The 20,003-nt window shown below is 64.2% G+C and carries 15 protein-coding genes; 4 read left to right on the top strand and 11 right to left on the bottom strand.

From position 1 onward, the window contains the following. Positions 1-7: 7 nt before the first annotated feature. From IB274_RS03880 to yaaA, 11 genes are all read right to left on the bottom strand, one after another. Positions 8-1,180 carry an alginate O-acetyltransferase gene (locus tag IB274_RS03880; RefSeq protein WP_192430731.1) on the bottom strand — a complete coding sequence of 391 codons (1,173 nt, stop codon included), beginning with the start codon at positions 1,178-1,180 and terminating at the stop codon, positions 8-10. 16 nt (positions 1,181-1,196) lie between these two features. Continuing rightward, positions 1,197-2,759, bottom strand: coding sequence for an MBOAT family O-acyltransferase (locus IB274_RS03875; protein ID WP_192430730.1), 1,563 nt, complete (start codon positions 2,757-2,759; stop codon positions 1,197-1,199). 384 nt (positions 2,760-3,143) lie between these two features. Continuing rightward, on the bottom strand, positions 3,144-4,259 hold the full coding sequence (locus tag IB274_RS03870; RefSeq protein ID WP_192430921.1) for a mannuronate-specific alginate lyase: 1,116 nt from the start codon (positions 4,257-4,259) through the stop codon (positions 3,144-3,146). 36 nt (positions 4,260-4,295) lie between these two features. Continuing rightward, positions 4,296-5,708, bottom strand: coding sequence for an alginate O-acetyltransferase (locus IB274_RS03865; protein ID WP_192430729.1), 1,413 nt, complete (start codon positions 5,706-5,708; stop codon positions 4,296-4,298). Positions 5,709-5,717: 9 nt separating this feature from the next. Next, entirely contained in the window at positions 5,718-7,400 is a 1,683-nt protein-coding gene (gene algG / locus IB274_RS03860; RefSeq protein WP_192430728.1) for a mannuronan 5-epimerase AlgG, read from the bottom strand. Between the two features lie 155 nt (positions 7,401-7,555). After that, complete coding sequence (locus tag IB274_RS03855) at positions 7,556-8,989, bottom strand: alginate export family protein (RefSeq protein ID WP_192430920.1); 1,434 nt, start codon at positions 8,987-8,989, stop codon at positions 7,556-7,558. A 101-nt stretch (positions 8,990-9,090) separates the two neighbouring features. Then, a complete protein-coding gene (gene algK / locus IB274_RS03850) occupies positions 9,091-10,488 on the bottom strand; it encodes an alginate biosynthesis TPR repeat lipoprotein AlgK (RefSeq protein ID WP_192430727.1) in 1,398 nt (465 codons plus the stop codon). A 13-nt stretch (positions 10,489-10,501) separates the two neighbouring features. Continuing rightward, positions 10,502-11,674 (bottom strand): alginate biosynthesis protein Alg44, encoded by a 1,173-nt coding sequence (locus IB274_RS03845; RefSeq protein WP_192291891.1) that lies wholly within the window; start codon positions 11,672-11,674, stop codon positions 10,502-10,504. 33 nt (positions 11,675-11,707) lie between these two features. Continuing rightward, the gene (alg8, locus tag IB274_RS03840) at positions 11,708-13,189 is read right to left on the bottom strand and encodes a mannuronan synthase (protein ID WP_192430726.1); all 1,482 of its coding nucleotides are present in this window, start codon (positions 13,187-13,189) and stop codon (positions 11,708-11,710) included. Between the two features lie 213 nt (positions 13,190-13,402). Beyond that, complete coding sequence (algD, locus tag IB274_RS03835; protein ID WP_081516164.1) at positions 13,403-14,713, bottom strand: GDP-mannose 6-dehydrogenase; 1,311 nt, start codon at positions 14,711-14,713, stop codon at positions 13,403-13,405. A 1,212-nt stretch (positions 14,714-15,925) separates the two neighbouring features. After that, positions 15,926-16,705 carry a peroxide stress protein YaaA gene (gene yaaA / locus IB274_RS03830; RefSeq protein WP_192430725.1) on the bottom strand — a complete coding sequence of 260 codons (780 nt, stop codon included), beginning with the start codon at positions 16,703-16,705 and terminating at the stop codon, positions 15,926-15,928. Between the two features lie 506 nt (positions 16,706-17,211). Between yaaA and IB274_RS03825 the strand changes: the two genes are divergently transcribed. From IB274_RS03825 to moaE, 4 genes are all read left to right on the top strand, one after another. After that, entirely contained in the window at positions 17,212-18,603 is a 1,392-nt protein-coding gene (locus tag IB274_RS03825) for a PhoH family protein (RefSeq protein ID WP_017519020.1), read from the top strand. 154 nt (positions 18,604-18,757) lie between these two features. Continuing rightward, the gene (moaC, locus tag IB274_RS03820) at positions 18,758-19,249 is read left to right on the top strand and encodes a cyclic pyranopterin monophosphate synthase MoaC (RefSeq protein ID WP_081516160.1); all 492 of its coding nucleotides are present in this window, start codon (positions 18,758-18,760) and stop codon (positions 19,247-19,249) included. After that, a complete protein-coding gene (locus tag IB274_RS03815) occupies positions 19,246-19,494 on the top strand; it encodes a MoaD/ThiS family protein (RefSeq protein ID WP_138216131.1) in 249 nt (82 codons plus the stop codon). Before moaC ends, IB274_RS03815 begins: the two co-directional genes overlap by 4 nt. A 4-nt stretch (positions 19,495-19,498) precedes the next feature. Beyond that, entirely contained in the window at positions 19,499-19,951 is a 453-nt protein-coding gene (gene moaE / locus IB274_RS03810) for a molybdopterin synthase catalytic subunit MoaE (protein WP_192430724.1), read from the top strand. Positions 19,952-20,003 lie beyond the last annotated feature (52 nt).

The raw sequence follows: 20,003 nt of genomic DNA, 5'->3' as shown, positions 1-20,003 counted from the left end.
TATCTGCTCAGTGAGCCGGGGCCTGGTTGGAAGCCAGGCGTTCGTCGCGGCTACCGGCTGCCCGCAATTGCGCCACCCAGTCCTGGTTGAACTGGCTCAGGTCGCTGTGCATCGGCAGGTAGCGTTCGGGGAATTCCCAGACCAGCAGTCGCGCCGGCTTCTGCTTGAAGCCTTCGTCCTGCAGGAGTTCGAGCATCGGTTCCAGGGGGCCCTTGCCCTCCTTGGCGTAGTTGATGACATCCGCCGAGAGCGCCTGCTTGAGGGCGCCGGCGAAGTTCCAGCGTGCGTTGGCGCTGTAGCTGGTGCCGACCAGGGCGACCTGCGGCTGGGTGCTGTCGCCAAAGAGGTCGCCGCCGCTGGTGTCAGCAGAGCCGGCGGTGTCCTCGGCCGGGTGGGTCTGGCGCTGCTGCAGCTGGTCTTCTTCAGGCAGCAGGTTGGTGAACAGCGGGTCCAGAGGCAGGAAGGTCAGCAGGTCGCCCTTGTGCGCGCCGCTCTTGCCGGCCTCGGTGACGAAGCTCTGGGTCGGCAGGTCGGCGCCCTGGCCGGCGCGGATGCTTTCGCCCAGGCGCTGGGCCACGGCTTCGGCGCCCAGCGGGGTCCAGTGGGTGTCGGTGCGCAGGAACACCTGGCCGTTGTCCTTGGCCTTTTCCATCGTCTCCAGCAGCTCGGGCGCGGCCATGCCGGCCTGGCGGGCGCGCTGCAGGAAGTCGGTGTAGAGCGAGGCGTGCAGGGCTGCGGGTTGCTCCTTGCCGACGTACTCGGGGTAGAGGCGGGTCTTGGCGGGGATGATCGCCAGCACCAGCTTCACGCCGCGGCGCTCCAGCTCCTGTTGCACGCCGCGCACCAGCGCCCAGTTATCTTCCAACTGTTGCTGGGAGGGGGCGGGCTTGAACTCTTCATCGGTGAACAGCCAGCCGTCCTTGCCGATCACCACGCCGGGGCGGCCTTCGTCGAAGACGGTGTAGTCCAATGCGGCCCAGAGGTTGGTGCCCAGGCGCTTGATGGGGAATTCGTCGTCGTAGTGGCCTTCGAAGGCGTGGGCCAGCTTGCCGTTGAGCACGGTGGTGCCCTCGGCGGCGGAGAAGCTGGGGAAGGCCTTCAGCGACCAGCCGGCCAGGCCCAGCAACATCCCGCCGAAGGCGGCGATGTAGGCGTACTGGAGGGGTTTGGCGATAGTCATGGATGCCTCGTCCGGATCAGAACTGGAAGTAGAGGAACGGTGAGTAGCTCTGCGCCGAGAGCTTGAGCACCGAGGCGGCGAACAGCAGGAGCAGGGCGATGCGCGTGGCCAGTACCGGCAGCTGGGTCATCCAGTGCGGCTGGTAGACGGCGGCGCCGCTGGGCGAGTAGGCGATCGCCGCTGGGTCCTGCTGGGCCATGGCCGGAGCGCGCGGCTGGGCGCTGGCCGGGCCGTCGGCGTCGACCTGTTCGGTCTTCGCGGCGGCCTTGGGCGCCTTGCTCTGCATCGGTTGGTTGTAGAACTGGCGCAGGCCGAAGAAGGCGAGCACGAGGTAGGCGATCACCAGGGTGCCGACCTGCAGGCCGGTGAGGCTGGCGCGGTTGAGCTCGGAGAGCTTCCAGTCGCCGAAGCTGAACATGGCTTCGTACATGCGCCAGGCCACGTGCAGGTTCTCGGCGCGGAAGATCACCCAGCCGACGATCACCAGCAGGAAGGTGAACGCCCACTTCAGCGGATTGAGCACGCGGGGTGCGGCGTTCACGCCCAGCGCGCGCTCGATGGCCAGCCACACGCCATGCCAGGCGCCCCAGATGATGTAGGTGACGTTGGCGCCGTGCCAGAGGCCGCCCAGCAGCATGGTGAGGATCAGGTTGCGGTAGGTCTGGAAGGTGGTGCCGCGGTTACCGCCCAGGCTGATGTACAGGTAGTCGCGCAGCCAGGTGGACAGGCTGATGTGCCAGCGCCGCCAGAACTCGGTGATGGACTGGCTGATGTAGGGCTGGTTGAAGTTCTCCATGAAGCGGAAGCCCATCATCAGGCCGAGGCCGATAGCCATGTCGCTGTAGCCGGAGAAGTCGAAGTACAGCTGTGCGGTGTAGGCCAGCGCGCCGAGCCAGGCGTCGCCGGTGGTCGGGTCCTGCAGGGCGAAGCAGTGGTCGGCCACCGCCGCCAGAGTGTCGGCGATGAACACCTTCTTGACGAAGCCCTGCATGAAGCGGGTGCAGCCTTCGGCGAACTTGTCGACGGTGTGGGTGCGGTGGTTGAACTGGTCGACCAGGTCCTTGAAGCGCAGCACCGGGCCGGCGATCAGGTGCGGGAAGATCGCCACGAACGCCGCGAAGTCGATCAGGTTGTGCGTGGCCGGGGTGTCGCCGCGGTACACGTCGATGATGTAGCTGATCGATTCGAAGGTGTAGAAGCTGATGCCGATCGGCAGCAGGATGTGGGTCAACACGAAGGGCTGCATGCCGAACGAGGTGATGATCTCGTTGAGGCTCTCGACGCCGAAGTTGGCGTACTTGAAGTAGCCCAGTACGCACAGGTCGACCACCACGCCAAGCAGCAGCCAGCGCTGGGCAGCCTTGGTGCGTACGCCGGCGGCGCCGATGCGCAGGCCGATCCAGTAGTTGAAGACCGTGACGCCGGCGAACAGCAGGAGGAAGTCCACCCGCCACCAGGCGTAGAAGATGTAGCTGGCGACCAGCAACAGGAGGTTCCGGTAGCGGTTCCCGCTCAGGTAGTACAGGCCGAGGAAGACCGGCAGGAACAGGAACAGGAATACGTTGGAAGAAAAGACCATTCCGCGTCTCTCTCTGGAGCTTCAAACCTTGAGTCGCTCCGGACCTTCCGGCGTCTTCGCGACGCCTTGAGGAAAGGCCGGGGCAACCCGCCAATTCCTCCCCATGTGGTGCTCAATCTGTTGCGCCCGCCCGCGTCTTTATTGCGTGGGTCGGGTGGTGTTGCCGTTGCTTCGGAGCGAGGGCTTGCCCTCACCCCAGCCCTCTCCCAGTGGGAGAGGGGGCCGTCCGGTGTTGTCGGATGGCTCGGTGTTGCCGCTCTGCTCTGGTAGGGCGAATAACGCGAAGCGTTATCCGCCGTGGTTTCGTGCCAGATCCTTCGGCGGATAACCGCAAGCGGTTATGCGCCCTACGGGAGTTCCGCTTTCAAGGAGACGGGCGCTGCTTCAGCTCCCCGCCCCCTGACGGTTGAAAACCTTGGTCACTTCACCCCCCAGACGGAAACTGTTGAACGGCTCCATCTTCTTCTTCCAGTCCTGGGTCTTGGGCGCGCAGCTGTAGAGCGCGCAGTAGGGTTCGAGCCAGGCGAACTTGCTGTTCTCCTTCAGGTCGCCCATGTCCTGGTCGTTGCCGGTCTTCTGGTCGAACGCGTCCTGGTCGTCCACGCCTTGCATCACGCGGTTGGCCAGGCGCTGCAGGGCGCCGTTATTTTCCTGGCGCAGGTCGACGCCGTTCACCTGGGCGAAGGCGGCGATCATGGTCAGCGGCGGCAGCGAGTAGTTGTGGTACGACAGCGCGCGCTGGCGGCGCTTGAGTTCGTTGGGCAGGTAGCCGTCGGCGTCGACCTGGTTGGCGGCGACCTTGAACTCCTGCACCGACCAGTCGAACAGGTCGCGGCGGTTGGTTACCACAGCGGTGGACATCACCGACCAGGCGGCCCAGTAGGAATGGTTGTTGATCTTCTTCAGCGGCAGGTCGCTCCAGTCGCGCACCACCTGGCTGCCCAGGGTGCTGAACCAGTTCTCGATCTCTTTCGACTGCTCGCCGTAGGCGGCCAGCGGGCGGCTGCTGGAGAACTTCAGGCGCATGTAGGAAGACGACAGGCTGCCCAGCGCCCATTTGCGCATGGACTTGCCGGTGTGGTTGTAGTCGCTGCTTTCCAGCGCACCGGCCCGCGCCCAGGAATCCAGCCAGTTCATCGCGCAGTCCAGGTCGCCCTTGTTGCCGCTGCGCATGTACTGGGTGATGAGCTTGGTGGCGCCGCGCTCCATGTCGGTGATGTCCTTGATCTGGCTGCGGAACTCTTTCTCCGCGTCGACGTTCAAGGTCGAGCGCGCCGAATCCGAGCCCTTGTACTTGCTGGTGAACTGCAGGCTGCCGGTGTAGGGCGTCGGCGCGGTGGGGCAGCTGTCGGCGTCCTTCTTGCTGCCCTTGTCGCCGACGGCGGAGAAGTAGCCCGGTGGCGGCATCAGGTCGGCGGCGTAGGTGGCGCTTTCGCCTCCGAACAGGGCGCCGAGCACGGCGATGGAGAGGCCGATGCGGGCGACCACGGGGGTCTTGATCTTGCGTAGGCTGGGCATGGAATTCACTCCCTCGCGTCAGTTGGCGGCCACGTCGGCCGACTTGGCTTTGGGCGTCTGACAGAGCTTGGCCTCGACTTCCAGGCCCGCCGGCATGTCTTCCGGCGCCTCGATCTCCAGGGAGAGGAACTGCTGGTTCGACCAGTCCTCGTCGTTGCGCAGTTCGAAGACGTAGCGTCCGCCGGTATCCACGGCCTTGGACTGCTCGATCTTCAGCTGCTCGCGACGACCGTTCATGTACCAGATGGTGTTCTTGAGTTCGTGCACGCCGGGGTCGGAGTAGGTGACGTCGGCGGTGTAGCTGCCCGAGCGGATCGGCAGGGCGCTGCTGTTGACCAGCACCTCGTTGCTGCCGGCGTGCAGCTTGACCTTGCGGCTGATGGCCGGCTTGCCGTCGGCGCAGCCGTTGTCCACCAGCGGCATGGCCTGGCGGTAGAAGCTCTTCTGCGCCATGTCGTAGTGGGTGGCGAACTCCCAGATGAGGATCTTCGGCGGCTTGTCGTGGAATTCCTTGCTCGTCATGTAGGCCAGCAGGGAGCTGTCGAAGCCGCCGCCGGAGACGGCGTTGTTGAGGATGTCGACCTTGCCGTATTGCTCCAGGAAGCCGGCGAAGTTGTACGCCGGGCCGCTGTTGGAGGTGCCCACCAGCGCGACCTGGGCATCGCCGCCTTCACCGAATAGATCGCCGCCGCCCGAGTCGCCCACCGGTTCGGTTTCGAAGCGGTCGACATACTGCGGCGCGTAGCTGCTGCCGCACAGTTGCGCGGCAGCCTTGTGGAAGGTGCCCAGCTTGGACAGCAGGCCCACGCGCTTGCTCTCGAATTCCTTCTTGGGAATGTCGTTGTAGGCGGGGATTTCCTTCAGGGTCTCGGCGACGATCTTCGCGCTGCGCATGGCGCCGTACGGCGTCCAGTGGTGGTCGCCCTTGAAGTAGTACGGGTGCTCTTCCTTCTCGTCGAACAGCGGCGAAAAGTCCGGCGTGTAGATACCGGCCTTGCGGAACTGGGCGATGGTCGCCTGGTAGTTCTGCTTGGCCAGCTCGAAGTTGAAGCTGGCCTTCTCCTGCGGGTTGAGCTTCTCGCGGTTCACCAGGCCACGGGTGGGCTGGTAGACCACGACCAGGTCGATACCCTTGCGCTTGAGTTCGTCGCGCAGTTGCTTGAGCTCGCGCCAGCCTTCGGCGCTGGTGCCGAAGTCGGTGCGCAGGTCGTAGGTGGTACGGAACAGCCAGTCTTCCTGGGCCGGCACCAGGTGGGTGAAGAAGCCCAGGTACTTGGTGTTGTACGCCGCGTTGTTGGCGGCGGTCGGGCACAGCCCGGCAGCCGGCTGCGCGGAGTAGCTCGGCGCGTCGGCGGCGCTGGCCTGGTGGGCGAGCAGCAGGGCGGCGGTGAGGCCCGACAGGCGCAGCAGGTTGGTGGTGATTTTATTCATGGTCGGTCCTCAGTTCTGCAGTTCGGCCTGGCTTTCGACGGGGTCGATCAGCACCGCGCGTTGCTGGCGCACCAGCAGGTCCAGGATCTGGTCCTGCTTTTCGCCGAGCACGCCGTTGAAGGAGATGCCGGATGATTTGGTCGGGCCGAGCATGGCCACCTTGTAGAGCTCCAGCGACAGCGGCGAATCCACCGACAGCGGACCCGAGCCGTTGCCGGCCAGCTTGCCGCCGACCACGATCAGCGAGACCTTGGTGTCGAAGGGGTCGAGGTCGATGTTGCGGTCGGTATCGGAGAGGTCCTTGATGTGGCCGTAGACGCCGATCAGCTTGTTGCCGGCCGCGAGGTTCTCGTAGAGGCGGATGTTCACGCTGTTACGGATGCGGATGCCGTGGCGCAGGTTGGCCAGCACCTGGTTGCCGTAGATGAGGTTGTCGCCCGACTCGTAGAGGGTGATGCCGTCGGAATGGTTGCGGTACACCTCGTTGTAGGCCACCAGATTGCGCTCGGAATTACGGTCGAGGACGATCCCGGAGAGGTGGTTGTCGTAGGTCTTGTTGTGGATGATCCAGCTGTCGTTGACCTCACGCGAAACGATGATGCCGTGCTTCTTCTTGGTCCCGTAGACGGTGTTCTCGGCGATGATCAGGCGATGCGAACGGTCGTGCGGGTCGATGCCGTAGACGATGTTGTTCTTGTAGGTATTGCCGCGTACCACCAGGTCGTCGGCCTCGTAGCAGTAGAAGCCGTACCAGGCGTCCTCGAAGGTGGAATTGAGCACCCAGCCCTGGGGCCGAGGACGCTTCATGGTCTTGTCCATGCCCGGGCTGTACTGCGAGATGGAGATGCCGTAGGCCTTGGAGGCGTTGTAGCCGAAACTGGTGAAGTGGCTGTTCACCAGGTAAGCCTCGGCGCCGCCCCAGGAGATCAGGAAGGGGCGGAATTCGTTGGGCTCCTTGAACCACGCCGGTTCCTTCTTCGCCTCGTTCCAGGCGGTGACTTTGGTGTTACGCACGAACAGCTTGCCGTCGTTGACCAGGAACGCACCGCGGTCCTGGGACAGGCGCAGTTCCTTGACCTTGCCGTCGATCTCCAGGGTGGCGCCCTGACTGACGACGATGGGCAGACGGGCCACGTAGACGCCCGGCTCGGTCTGTTCCAGGGCAGTTTTCGGCAACTTGCCCACGAGGTCGGCGAGGTTGACGTAGCCGCCGTCGATGAAGATCGCCTGGGGCATCTGGCGCTGGCGCTTCACCCATTCGGCGAGACGGTTCTTGCCGCCTGTGAATTCCTTCAGCGGCTGCTGCTGGACCATGCGTTCGATGTGGGCCTTGCCGCGCTTGTTGCGCTGGATCTTCTTCTCCACCGCCTCGGCGGTGTAGCCGGTGAGGTCGGGCAGCTTGGGCGGTTCCAGGTGCAGCGGCTCGCTGGGTGCCGCGGTCACCGTGTAGTTGCCCGATTGCTTGAGGGTCTGGGTGTGGCCCGGTTCTTCTGCCGGGGCCTGTTCGCCTTCGGCGGTCTTGCCGGTTTCGGCTTTCGCGGCGTCGGTCTTCTTCGCATGTGCGCTGCTGGCTTCGGCCTTGGCCGCGGGCTGCGCCGCCCAGGCTGGAGTGGTGGCCAGCAATACGCTGCCCAGCAGCAGGGTGGACCATTGCACGGCGCCGGACTTGCGCTGGCCTTGCGGCCCCCTCACCCCAACCCTCTCCCGCAGGGAGAGGGAGCTGTTCGGAGCGATCGGCTGGCACGGCACGCAACCCAACGCCAGAGCGTCCCCTCTCCCCCTGGGAGAGGGCTGGGGTGAGGGTGTTGGAGCGGGGAAGGGTGCTCGGATAGTCATCGCTACAGTCCTCAGAAGTGCCAGATCACATCGACGAACGCGTGGTGCATGGTCGAGTCGACGTGGCTGCCGTAGGCGTCACCAGGCTTGAATACGCCGCCACGGAAGCGGATCAGCGCCGACGGCTCGTCGATCGCCTGGCTCATCGAAGCCGGCAGCAGGCCCTGCTTGAAGTACTTGGTGACGACGAGGTCGACTTCCTGGCCGATGTCCTTGGAGTCGTTGACCAGCGGAGCGGTGATGCCGCTGCTGCCGATGTCCGAGTCGCTGTCCACGCGGCGGAACTTGTTGTAGATGACGCTCGCGTCGTAGTCGTCGCGCAGCTGCCAGGAACCGAAAAGGGTCGCAGCTTCGAGGTTCGACAGTTCGCCGCGGAAGGCCTCGCCGAAGCGGTGCGCGCGGGCGCGGGTGCCGGTGAAGTTGGAGCGGTTGCTCTCAAGGCCGGTCTGCTCGAACTGGTCTTCGCCGTTCTTGCCGCCGCCACTGCCGCGGGCGTAGGCACCGCCGACGCGCCATTGCTCGTCGATGTTCCAGCGCAGGCCCAGGTCGGCGCCGTAGGCATCCACGTCGCCACTCTGCTTGCCTGCAGCGACTCGCTCACCGTTCACCGGGACGGTGGTCAGGCGGTCACGGTTGCCGGTCAGCCAGGTAGCGCTGGCCCAGTAGTTGATGGGCATCTGCGAGCGCCAGTTGTAGCCATCGCCGTTGGCCTCGATGCCGACCCAGGTGAGGTCGCCGGTGGAGCGTTTGTCCAGCGAGTCGACGGTCTCGCCCCGGTCCGGCAGGCTGCCGCTGTCGTCGGAATGGTGCAGGCGCAGGCCGACCCAGTGCTGGGGCATCCACTGCGTGGAGATATCGCCGAACACATGGGTGCGGTCCTTGTCCTCCGGCGCCAGGTCGGTGATGTCGGTGCGGTAGTCGGAGAAGCGCTGGGCGGCGCCGAGGTGGGCGCGCAGCAGGGTGGTGTCGAAGGTCCAGTTCAGCGCTTCGATGTTGGTGTCCTGCCACATGCCGCTGTCTTCGCGCAGGCGCTGGCGACCGAAGCGCAGGTGCTCGCCGGGGTACTGGGTAAGGCCGGCGTAGTCGACCCAGAATTCGCGCAGGGCGAGGTAGGCATCGTCGGGCTCGCGCTTGTTGTCGCGGCTGCCGCTGCTGGGGTTGTTGACGTCGTCGTTCTGCAGGGTGTCGGTCTGGATGGTGTCGGTGGCGGCGACTGCCTGGCCCATCACGTAGGCGCTCCAGTCGCCCCACTGGCCGAAGGCCCAGGGGCGCAGGTCCAGACCGATGCCGTTGAGGTCGCCGCCGCGGGCGGTGCCCAGGTCGCGGTCATCCTCGGATTCGGCGGTCACCTTGATGTCGAGGCCGAAGTTCTTCGGTGGCTCTTCTGCCGCGTGGGCGAGGCTGCCGAACAGGGTGCCGGCGAGGCTCAGGCCAACGCCGAGCATGGCGGGGAACAGGCGGGCGCGGCGGACAGCGGAAGCCAGGGCACGCGGCTGAACTCCATCGACGAGAGCAAACAGCGGGGTGGTCATCGGGTCGGTGCGCTTCATAGATTTTCTTGTTCCTGATTGTTCTGCAGAAGGCTGACGGTGGCTTGCCAGTTGGCGCCGCGAGCCTGTTCTTCACGCTTGAGCAACTGCTGGGCCGCACTGCGGTCGGCCGGCTGGATCTGCGGTTCGATCTGCGCCATCAGGTCGCTCGCAGTGGGTACCTGCTGGCGCTGGGCGAGCTCGCCGAAGACGTAGGCATTGACCAGGTTTGGGCGAATGCCGCGACCCTGCGAATAGAGCTGTGCGAGGGCCATGTCGGCGCTGGCCTGGCCGGCGCGGGCGGCGATGATCAGGTGGTCCACGGCCTTCTGCGGGTAGACCTGGCCGAGGAAGCCGCGGCGGTAGATCTGGCCCAGGTAGTAGTGCGCCTGAGGCTCGGTGGCGGCGGCCTTGAGCAGGTGCTGTTCGGCCTTCTGCGGTTCCTGAGGGGCCCACTTGCCGTCGTAGTAGAGGCGCCCCAGCAGCAGTTCGGCGCGGGGCTGCGCGGCTTCCTGGCCCTTCTTCAGGTAGTCGAGCATCTGGTCGAGGTCGCCCAGGTCGGGGTTGTCGTACTGCAGCTTGGCGAGGCTGACCCAGGCGGCCGGGTAGGTTGGCGCGATCTCGTTGAGCAACGCCTGTGCGGCCTGCGGGTCGGCGGTGCCGATGTTCGGGTCGGCCAGCACGCCGGCTACTGATTCGACGCGCTCGGACGGTACGCGGCCGGCCTTCCAGCCTGCCTTGAGCGCTTCGATGTGGGCCTTCTGCTTATCTGCGTTGCCCTGCTTCTGGTACACGGTGGCCAGCTCCATCCAGCACACGTCCATGCGGTTCAGCCAGCGCTGGCAGACCTGCTCGACTTCGGTGAGGTGCTGGTCGTAGGTGCCCTGGGTGCGGTACAGGATGATCTGCGCCAGGTCCGCCTGCGGCAGACCCTGGGCGCGCCACTGGTCGATGCGCTGCTGCGGGTTCACGTTCGGCCAGGCCTGCGGGTACTGCAGGTAGAGGACGATCAGCGGAACCAGCGCGCTGTCCTCGCCTTCGTTGAAGGCGCGGGTCAGCAGCTGTTCGGCTTCGCGGTGCTCGGCGTCGGTGCCGCCGGGCTTGGCCGCCAGCCACTTGCCCAGGCGGGCGCGGGCGCGCGGGGAGCTCTCGGCCGCTTCGCGGTAGAGCTTCTCGGCGCGGGCCTGTTCGTCGGGGTCGCCGGTGGCGGCCTGCATGTCGGCCAGTCCGACCTGTGCGTCGGCGTAACCCATGGTGGCCAGGGCCTGGAAGTTGGCCTGGGCGGTGGCGATGTCGCCGCGGTCCAGGGCCTCCTGGGCCAGGCGCTGGTCGGGCAGGCCGGCGCATCCGGCCGCGGCGGCGATGGCCAATGCCAGTGCCAGGTGCGGGGCGTGTCGCAAGACAGGTCGATTCATGCGGGCAGTCCTCTTAGCGAGCGGTGGCCAGGGCCATCGCCTTGTTCAGCAGGGTGCGGCCCGGCAGGCCGCCGATGCTGACTTCAGTCGGGCGGCCAGCCATCTGGCTGTCGAGCGGCTGGTCGGGGGTGATCTGCACACGGATTTCCGAGGACAGGTCACCGTCCACCGGCGCGGTGCGCAGGATGCGGCCGCCGCGCACTTCGCTGTCGCCGGCGACCTGGAAGTTCACGTGGGTGCCGGGGGAAAGCTCGGCGGCGTTGCGGTAGGGGAAGCGCGCTTCGACGGTGGCGGTGCTGTCGCGCGGGGTCAGGGTGAAGATCACGTCGCCCTTGTTGGCGAATTGGCCGTTGGCGACGCGCTGCTCGACCACGCGGCAGTCGCACGGGCTGGTCAGGGTGCCCTTCATCTGATGGCCGAAGAGCTTCTCGATGTTGCTCGGGTTGAGCTGTTCTTCGGTCAGGTTGCCCTTGAGCAGGTCCAGCAGGTTGGCGGAGAAGGAGGCGATCGGCGCGCCCTTGGCGACTTCGGCGCCAGGCTCCACCAGGCTTTCCACCGTGCCTTCGCGGGGCATGGTGATCTGCTGGTTGGCCACACTGACCACACCCGAGTCGGCATGGGTGACGAAGTACAGGTTGTAGATCTGGTTGAGGATCACCGCGAAGGCGCCGACGCCGACCACGAAGATCGCGGTGCTTACGGTGACCGCGCGGAAGCGGCCGAAGAAGCCCATGCCGCCGGAGCCTGCACCGTGCTTGCGGGCCTTGGTGAAGTTCTCGCGCTGCAGGGTGTTGAGCATGTCGCCCACGCTCACTACTTCACCGGCCAGGTAGGAGGTGATCAGGTAGCGCAGGGCGGCGATCTCGCGCGGCTTCAGGTGCTGGAATTCGCAACCGACGCGCGCGCTTTCGCGGTCGTAGGAGCGCACCTGGAACTCCACTTCCAGGGAGAAGCTGATGCTGTCGATCTGGAACAACAGTTTGCCCTTGTGCAGGTCGCCGACCTGTACCGGCGTGTTGTTCGCGGAAGTGAAGGCGAAGCCGCCGGCGGACAGGTCCAGCAGGCGGGCGTCGACGCCCTCGCGGTGGGATCCGATGTAGCGGATACGGGCGGGCAGCTTGACCCGGGCGTGCTGGCGCTGGGCTTCGGATTCATGCACGACATTGACGTTGACGGCGGTATTCATGAGGTCGAGTCCTGTACGTAGCTAAAAAGGAGGTCAGACGATGGTCAGCAGTACGGCGACGAAAACGCTGGCCGCGGAAAAGGTCATGGCTCGCGAGGACCAGGTGTTGAACCAGCGCTGGAAGCTGGCCAGGCCGCGGTCGAGCTTGGTGTTCTGGCGGGTCCACGACTGCTGGTCGAGGCGGAAGAACACGTAGATCTTCACCAGGGCACCGACGATCTGGTTGTAATAGAGGATCGCGGGATAGGCTGGCCCGATGTGGTGGCCCGACAGCGACAGCAGCAGGGTCAGCACGAAGCGGGTGATGCCGATCCACAGCAGGTAGATGAGCAGGAAGGCGATGCTGTACTTGATGCTGGCGATGATCGCGGCGACCAGGCCGAGCAGGCAGGTCCACATCGACAGGCGCTGGTCGAACAGCACCACGCTGGTGAACCAGCCCAGGCGCTGCGGGCCGAGTGCCAGGGCGCGGGAGTTCTGCCGGAGGTTGTTGCCGTACCAGCGGAACATCAGTTTGCGGCTGGCCTTGATGAAGCTCTTCTCCGGCGGGTGCTCGACCGTGTTGATCGCCGCGTCCGGCACATAGAAGGTGTCGTAGCCCAGGCGCATCAGGCTGTACCAGCTGGACTTGTCGTCACCGGTGAGGAACTGGAAGCGGCCCAGGCGCCAGTGGTCGAGGTGGTCGCTTTCCACGTCGGTGATGAAGTCGGGGTCGGTTACCACCGCGGCGCGGAACACCGACATGCGCCCGGTCATGGTCAGCACGCGCTTGGACAGGGCCATGGAGCACATGTTGATGTGGCGCTGGGCGAAGCGCAGTTTGTGCCACTCGCTCATCACGTAGCTGCCCTGCACTTCGCAGAATTCGTTGGTGGTCAGGCCGCCGACGTTGGGGAAGAGCTTGAACCAGGGCACGGTCTTCTTCACCACGCCAGGCTCCAGAACGGTGTCGCCGTCGATCACCGCGACCACCGCGTCTTCGTCGGGCAGGTGGCGGGAGATGGCACGGAAGCCGTGAGCCAGGCCGTCGCGCTTGCCGGTGCCGGGGATGCGCACGAAGTCAAGTTCGACATGCTCCGGCGGGTTGAGCTTCTGCCACTGCTGCTTGATCAGCACCTCGTCGGACATCTCGACGATGGAGCACACCACGGTAGTGGGGTAGCCGCAGGCAATGGCTTCCTCGATGACCGAGCGATAGACCATCGAGGTGGTCAGCGCGTCGATCCGGAAACTGGTGACCATCAGGTACACGTGGGACGGGTCGGCCGCGTCGCCGAGCTTGCGCATCTTGCGGCGGTAGTGCGGATAGACCACGTAGAGGAACAGCATGCCGCGCAGAAAGTGCAGGCCTCCCATGGAATAGCGCCAGATGCCGACCGCGCCGATGAGCAGCAGGAAGTCCTTGGATTCGGCGTCGAATACGGTCGGCGGCACGAGAAGTGCCAGCAGCATCAGCAGGCCGAGAAAGACCAGCCAGCCGGTGGCCTCACCGATGATTCGTTTGTAGGTTTCCATCGTCGTCTATCCGTCTGGTTGGGCTTGGTCATCGGCCCGCCTGGGCGGGCCGGTGACCGGCGCTTTTAGGGTCTGAAGGCATGGACTCGATTGAGCGAGCTAGAGTCCGGTTAGGCGGAGAGGGACGAGGAAGCGGAGTTCACTGAAGTGAATGAGCATTTCCGAGTTCCTCTCCAACGACACCGGGCCGACGCGCAGCCAATCGAAACCCAATTACCAGCAGATGCCTTCGGCGCGCTCGTCAGTGACGCTCGGCATGAAACCGATCAGGTCGACGACCTTCTTGCCTTCAGGCGCCTGCTTCACCACGTCGACGAACAGCTCGTCACCGTTGCCCAGGACCAGGACGTCGGAGGACTTCACGACCGCGTCCAGGTCCGAAACCAGCAACGAGGAGACATGCGGGATCTTCGATTCGATGTACTCCTTGTTCGCGCCATGGACGCGGGCGTACTCGACGTTGCGGTCGAAGATCTGCAGCTCGTAGCCCTTGCCGATGAGCATCTCGGCCAGTTCCACCAGCGGGCTTTCGCGCAGGTCGTCGGTGCCGGACTTGAACGACAGACCGAGCAGGCCGACCTTGCGGCTGCCGTGGGCGGCGATGATGTCGAAGGCCTTCTGCACCTGGTGCTGGTTGCTGCGCATGATCGAACCGAGCATCGGGTGCTCGATGTCCAGCTGGCTGGCGCGGTAGGTGAGGGCGCGCACGTCCTTGGGCAGGCAGGAGCCGCCGAAGGCGAAGCCGGGCTTCATGTAGTAGCGCGACAGGTTCAGCTTGCGGTCCTGGCAGATCACGTCCATCACCTCGCGACCATCGACGCCGACGGCCTTGGCGATGTTGCCGATCTCGTTGGCGAAGGTGACCTTGGCGGCGTGCCAGACGTTGCAGGTGTACTTGATCATCTCGGCGACCTCGATGGTCTTGCGGATGATCGGCGCGTCCAGCTCGCGGTAGATCTCTTCCAGCAGGTCGCCGGTCTGGGCGTCCAGCTCACCGATGACGGTCATGGGCGGGAAGTCGTAGTCCTTGATCGCGGTGGATTCGCGCAGGAACTCCGGGTTGGTACCCACACCGAAGTCGGCACCGGCTTTCTTGCCCGAGCAGTCTTCGATGATCGGGATGACCACGTTATTCACGGTGCCCGGCAGCACGGTGCTGCGCACGACCACGGTGTGGCGCTCTTTTTTCTCGCGGATCGCATAGCCGATCTCGCGGCAGACGGATTCGATGTAGCCCAGGTCCAGGTCGCCGTTCTTCTTGCTCGGGGTGCCGACGCAGATGAACGACACGTCGGTGTCCAGTACGGCCTTCTTGAAGTCGGTGGTGCCCGACAGGCGACCGGTGCGGATGCCCTGCTGCAGCAGAGGCTCCAGGCCCGGCTCGACGATGGGCGATTTCCCGTTGTTGATCAGATCGATCTTGGTGGTGGACACATCCACCCCAACGACTTCATGGCCCCGTGCGGACAGGCAGCCGGCACATACTGCGCCAACATACCCAAGACCAAAGATGCTGATACGCATCGCATTCACCTCTTCAATGGTCGAACTGTTTAAAGTTGCCCGGTAGGGCGATTTATTCAGGTTGCCCCGAAGGGCGCTTTATTCAGGTTGAGTGAATCCCCGGAGTTCACTGTCAAAGTGTTCTCCGTACTTCCTTCCAGGCAGGCATGGGAATCGAGTGCTAAACTTTCGAGCACGGTATTGGCGCAAACTTTGGATGTTTGCCCTGTTATGTTTCAGGCAGATTGCAAAGTTGGTGCAATGTCTGCCTGGCGTGCTCCAGTCTGGTTAGATGATTGCCTCGTCATCTGAAAAGTTCAGTTATTTCATTGGGTTGCGTTTCAAGGATGAATCGACAAGAGCTGATCGAAATAACCTTGGAAGTAAAACTCCAATTTCCATCGGGGCATTTCTGTTTCGCCAACGATGCTCGTTGCGCAAATAGGATTTATCCGAAATGCGGTTAGTTCCTTCCGCCCATCCCGTCCCTGAAAGAATGTGAAATATCCAATTGATATCACCTGATGCTGCGCTAATGGCAAAACACAGGTCATTTCCGTCAATGCAAAGTGCAAGGTCGGGGAAAGTTCCATTGAAATTTTCGTTAAAAACGACCGTGTATCGTCGTCAAGACATTCGTTCAGCTGCCGTTCAGCTTTCTCTATTGCAAAGTGCAATCGTGAAATGCATGTCATGGCCAAAGGCTGTTAATGGCCAATGGATTACAGGGGAGGGGGCGAATCAGGACGATTTCCATCCTTCCGACCGGTCCTGGCGGTCGAAAAAATTTCTCACGATTAATCCTGAAGCAGACGAACGGTCATTTTGACCATTCAGCGAGTGTGGTCTTGAGGGGGTGTTTTGGACAGGAAACGTACAGAACCGCCACCCGTGACTGGGCAGTTCCATGGTCAATGGCTTACAGGCCACTTGGAATCAGCGGTGATTTTGGGCGGCGAAACAGAAGCGAAGCGGCGCGGGTAATCGTCCCCTGCAGGAGCGGACCACGCCCGCTAACCGTCCGCAGGGCCGGCGGTTGCACCCGCTTCGGTCGTACAGGGGCTTTCGTAGGAGCGAGCTGGCTCGCGAACCGCCCAACACCGGACGTCCCATCGGACGCACGGGGCGGCAGGTCCATGCACACAATCGCACCCATGGGGCGTTCCCGCAGGTTCTGCGCGGAAACGAAACGGGAGCCTCAGGGCTCCCGTTTGGTGCAGCAGGGCCGGCGAATCAGTCTTCGGCGTGGTCGCGCAGGAATACCAGCTGGTCCGCCTTGGAGTGCTCGGCGCTGTAGGCGTAGCCGGCGTAGTTGAAGTCCTTCAGGCCTTCTGGGTTGCTCAGACGCTCCTTGATCACATAGCGCGCCATCATCCCGCGGGCCTTCTTGGCGTAGAAGCTGATGATCTTGTACTGGCCGTTCTTCAGGTCCTTGAACTCGGTGTCGATCACCCGCGCATTCAAGGCCTTGCGCTTCACCGCGCCGAAGTATTCGTTGGAGGCCAGGTTCAGCAGTACGTCGTCGCCCTGCTCGGCCAGGGACTCGTTCAGCCAGGCGCTGATGCGCTCGCCCCAGAAGGCATAGAGGTCCTTGCCACGGGCGTTGGCCAGCTTGGTGCCCATTTCCAGGCGGTACGGCTGCATCAGGTCCAGCGGACGCAGTACACCATAGAGGCCGGAAAGCATGCGCAGGTGGCGCTGGGCGAAATCGAAGTCGTCTTCGCTGAAGTCCTCGGCCTGCATGCCGGTATAGACGTCACCCTTGAAGGCCAGCAGGGCCTGCTTGGCGTTGGCAGGGGTGAAGTCCGGGTGCCAGCTGCCGAAGCGCGCGGCGTTCAGGCCGGCCAGCTTGTCCGACAGGTGCATCAGCTCGGCGATCTGCGCCGGGGCCAGTTCCCGCAGGATGCCGATCAGCTCCTGGGCATCGTCCAGGTGCTCGGGCAGGGTAAAGCGCTGCGTCACCGGCGCGGTGTCGTAGTCCAGGGTCTTGGCGGGGGAAATCACCATCAGCATCGTGCGGTCTCCTACAAGCGAGCGGCGATTGTAAGGAGTCCCGGGCGTTGGCTCCACCTATGGGGACGATTAGCGTCGGGCCAGTGGCGGAGGCGACATCTATATAGGCAGGCGAGGAAGCGATGGCAGTCGGCGGCGAGTGCCGGGGTAGACGCAGCGTGCAGGGCTAAGGGACTGATCCTGCGAAAAAAGCGGACGGCGTTACGAGGGGTAGGACTCCTAAAACTAGCGCTGTCCGGAGCCCTCGCCAAGGTATTTCGTCGTACGACGAAAAAAACTTTTCTAGGAAGGAAAAAGACTTTTTATCGTCATGTTTTTTCCTGTATTTGTTGAGTCGTAGACCGCCGAACCCTGCAGACAGGTGGCGGCCCCGGCCCGGCCAGTCCCTTGTATGCAGTGCTCTCGAATCCTGTCGATCCCAGGAATCCGAGAGCCGGTGGCTCACCGCACGGCGGAGCGCTGTAAAGGCATTCCGTCGTAACGCTCCTACAAGAGGTGACCTGCGTATGGATGACCACGGACGCTCCCGCCCCACCCAGCCCACCCTGTACGTCCTCGACACCAACGTCCTGATCCACGATCCCAACGCCTTGCTGAACTTCCAGGAGCACCACGTCGCGATCCCGATGACGGTGCTGGAGGAACTGGACAAGCTCAAGACCGGAAAACACACCGTGGCCGCGGAATGCCGCCAGGCAATCCGCCTCATCGATTCGGTGCTGGGCGAGGCCTCGCCCGAGCAGGTGGAGGATGGCGTGCCCATCCAGCGCGGCAAGAGCGGGCCGTGCGGCAGCCTGTCGATCCTCATGAGCAAGCGTGCCGAGCCGATCACCTGGTTGCCCGAGCACCTCAACGACAACAAGATCATCAACCAGTTGGTTGAGCTGAAGAGTCGCCATAGCAGCAAGCGCGTGGTGCTGGTCACCAAGGACATCAACATGCGCCTGAAGGCGCGTGCCTGCGGGGTATTCGCCGAGGATTACCACACCGACCAGTTGGTCGATGACATCAACCTGCTGTCGCGTGGCTACCACTCGCTGAGCGGGTCGTTCTGGGACCGCGTCAGCAAGGTGGAGACCCGCCAGGATCGCGGCCGCACCTGGCACCGCGTGCAACTCACCGACAACCTGCCGGCGGTGCACATCAACGAGTTCATCGTCGATGAGCAGGGTTTCGTCGGCTGGATCAAGGGCATCGATCAGGACGAGCTGACCATCCTCGACCTGCACCAGGAACCGCTGCTGCACCAGGAAGCCTGGGGACTTCGTCCGCGCGATGTCTACCAGTCGCTGGCGCTGTACGCGCTGCTGGACCCGGACATCCACCTGGTCAACCTGTCCGGCGCCGCCGGCTCGGGCAAGACCATCCTCGCGCTGGCTGCCGCCATCGAGCAGACCATGGTCACCAAACGCTACAAGCGCATCATCGCTACCCGCAGCGTGCAGGGCCTGGACGAGGACATAGGCTTCCTGCCCGGCACCGAGGCGGAGAAGATGGAGCCCTGGCTGGGCGCGATTACCGACAACCTTGAAGCGCTGCATTCGGATGATGAGTGCACCCATGGCAGCGTCGACTACATCCTCAGCAAGGTGCCGCTGCAGTTCAAATCGCTGAATTACATCCGCGGCCGCAGCTTCCAGCAGAGCCTGATCCTGATCGACGAGTGCCAGAACCTCACCCCGCACCAGATGAAGACCATCATCACCCGTGCGGGCAACGGTTCGAAGGTGGTCTGCCTGGGCAACCTGGCGCAGATCGACACCCCCTATCTGTCGGCCACCAGCTCCGGCCTGACCTACCTGACCGAACGCTTCAAGGACTTCCCACATGGCGTGCACGTGACCCTGCAAGGGGTGCCGCGCTCGGTACTGGCGGAATTCGCCGAAGCCCACATGTAACGCAATCAGGGCCCGCCATTCGGCGGGCCTTTTCTTTGCGCCCTGCATACCTCTTCTTGTATACAATCCTCCCCCCAACGCGCCGTCTGCCGGACCGCCGGTTGCGCGCACCGGGAGTACACTGTCCCCCTGATTCTCCAGAGAGTTCCCACCCGTGCTGACCCATCTCGATTCCCAGGGCCGCGCCAACATGGTCGATGTCACCGAAAAAGCGGTGACGTCCCGTGAGGCCGTGGCCGAAGCCCGGGTGCGCATGCTCCCGTCCACCCTGCAGCTGATCCAGGACGGCGGCCATCCCAAGGGCGACGTGTTCGCCGTGGCGCGCATCGCCGGTATCCAGGCGGCGAAGAAGACCCACGACCTGATCCCCCTGTGCCACCCGTTGCTGCTCACCAGCGTGAAGGTCGAGCTGGCCGCCGAGGGTGAAGACACCGTGCACATCGTCGCCCGTTGCAAACTGGCCGGGCAGACCGGTGTGGAGATGGAAGCGCTGACCGCCGCCAGCGTCGCCGCGCTGACCATCTACGACATGTGCAAGGCCGTGGACCGTGGCATGACCATCGACAGCGTGCGCGTGCTGGAGAAGCTCGGCGGCAAGAGCGGTCATTACGTTGCTACAGAAAGCGTTGCGGGAGACACCCCATGATCCGCGTGCAGTACTTCGCCCGCTACCGTGAAGCCCTCGGCCTGGATGGCGAGCAGCTGAACTGGAGCCAGTCCCTGGCCAGCCTGGACGACCTGCGGCGCCTGCTGCTGGAGCGCGGCGGTGTCTGGGATGTGCTCGGCGAGCAGAACCTGATGTGCGCGCGCAACCAGGAGCTGTGCTCCCTGGACGAGCCTCTCGCCGACGGCGACGAGGTGGCGTTCTTCCCCACCGTGACCGGAGGCTGAGCCCATGGCGATCCGCGTCCAGCCGGCGGCGTTCGATCCGGGCGCCGAACTCAACGCGATGCACGCTGCCAACGTCGGCGTTGGCGCGGTGGTCGGCTTCGTCGGCTATGTGCGTGACTTCAACGACGGCCGCGAAGTGGGCGGCATGTTCCTCGAGCACTACGCCGGCATGACCGAGAAGGCGCTGGCGAAGATCGAAGTCGAGGCCAATGAGCGCTGGCCGCTGCTGCGCCTGGAAATCCTCCACCGCATCGGCCGCCTGGAGCCGGGCGAGCCCATCGTCTTCGTCGGCGCCGCCAGTGCCCACCGCCAGCCGGCATTCGATGCCTGCAACTTCGTCATGGACTACCTGAAGACCCGTGCGCCGTTCTGGAAGAAGGAAGACACCAGCGACGGCCCGCGCTGGGTCGAAGGGCGCTGCAGCGACCAGGCGGCGGCCGAGCGCTGGAAGGGCTGAAGCATCTGACTGAGGAGTTCCCCTGCAGGGGCGGGCCATGCCCGCGATCGCG

Source organism: Pseudomonas sp. PDM18 (assembly GCF_014852585.1).
GTDB lineage: Bacteria > Pseudomonadota > Gammaproteobacteria > Pseudomonadales > Pseudomonadaceae > Pseudomonas.
The sequence above is the reverse complement of the archived record's forward strand: the minus strand, read 5'-3'. Positions and strand labels throughout refer to the sequence as shown.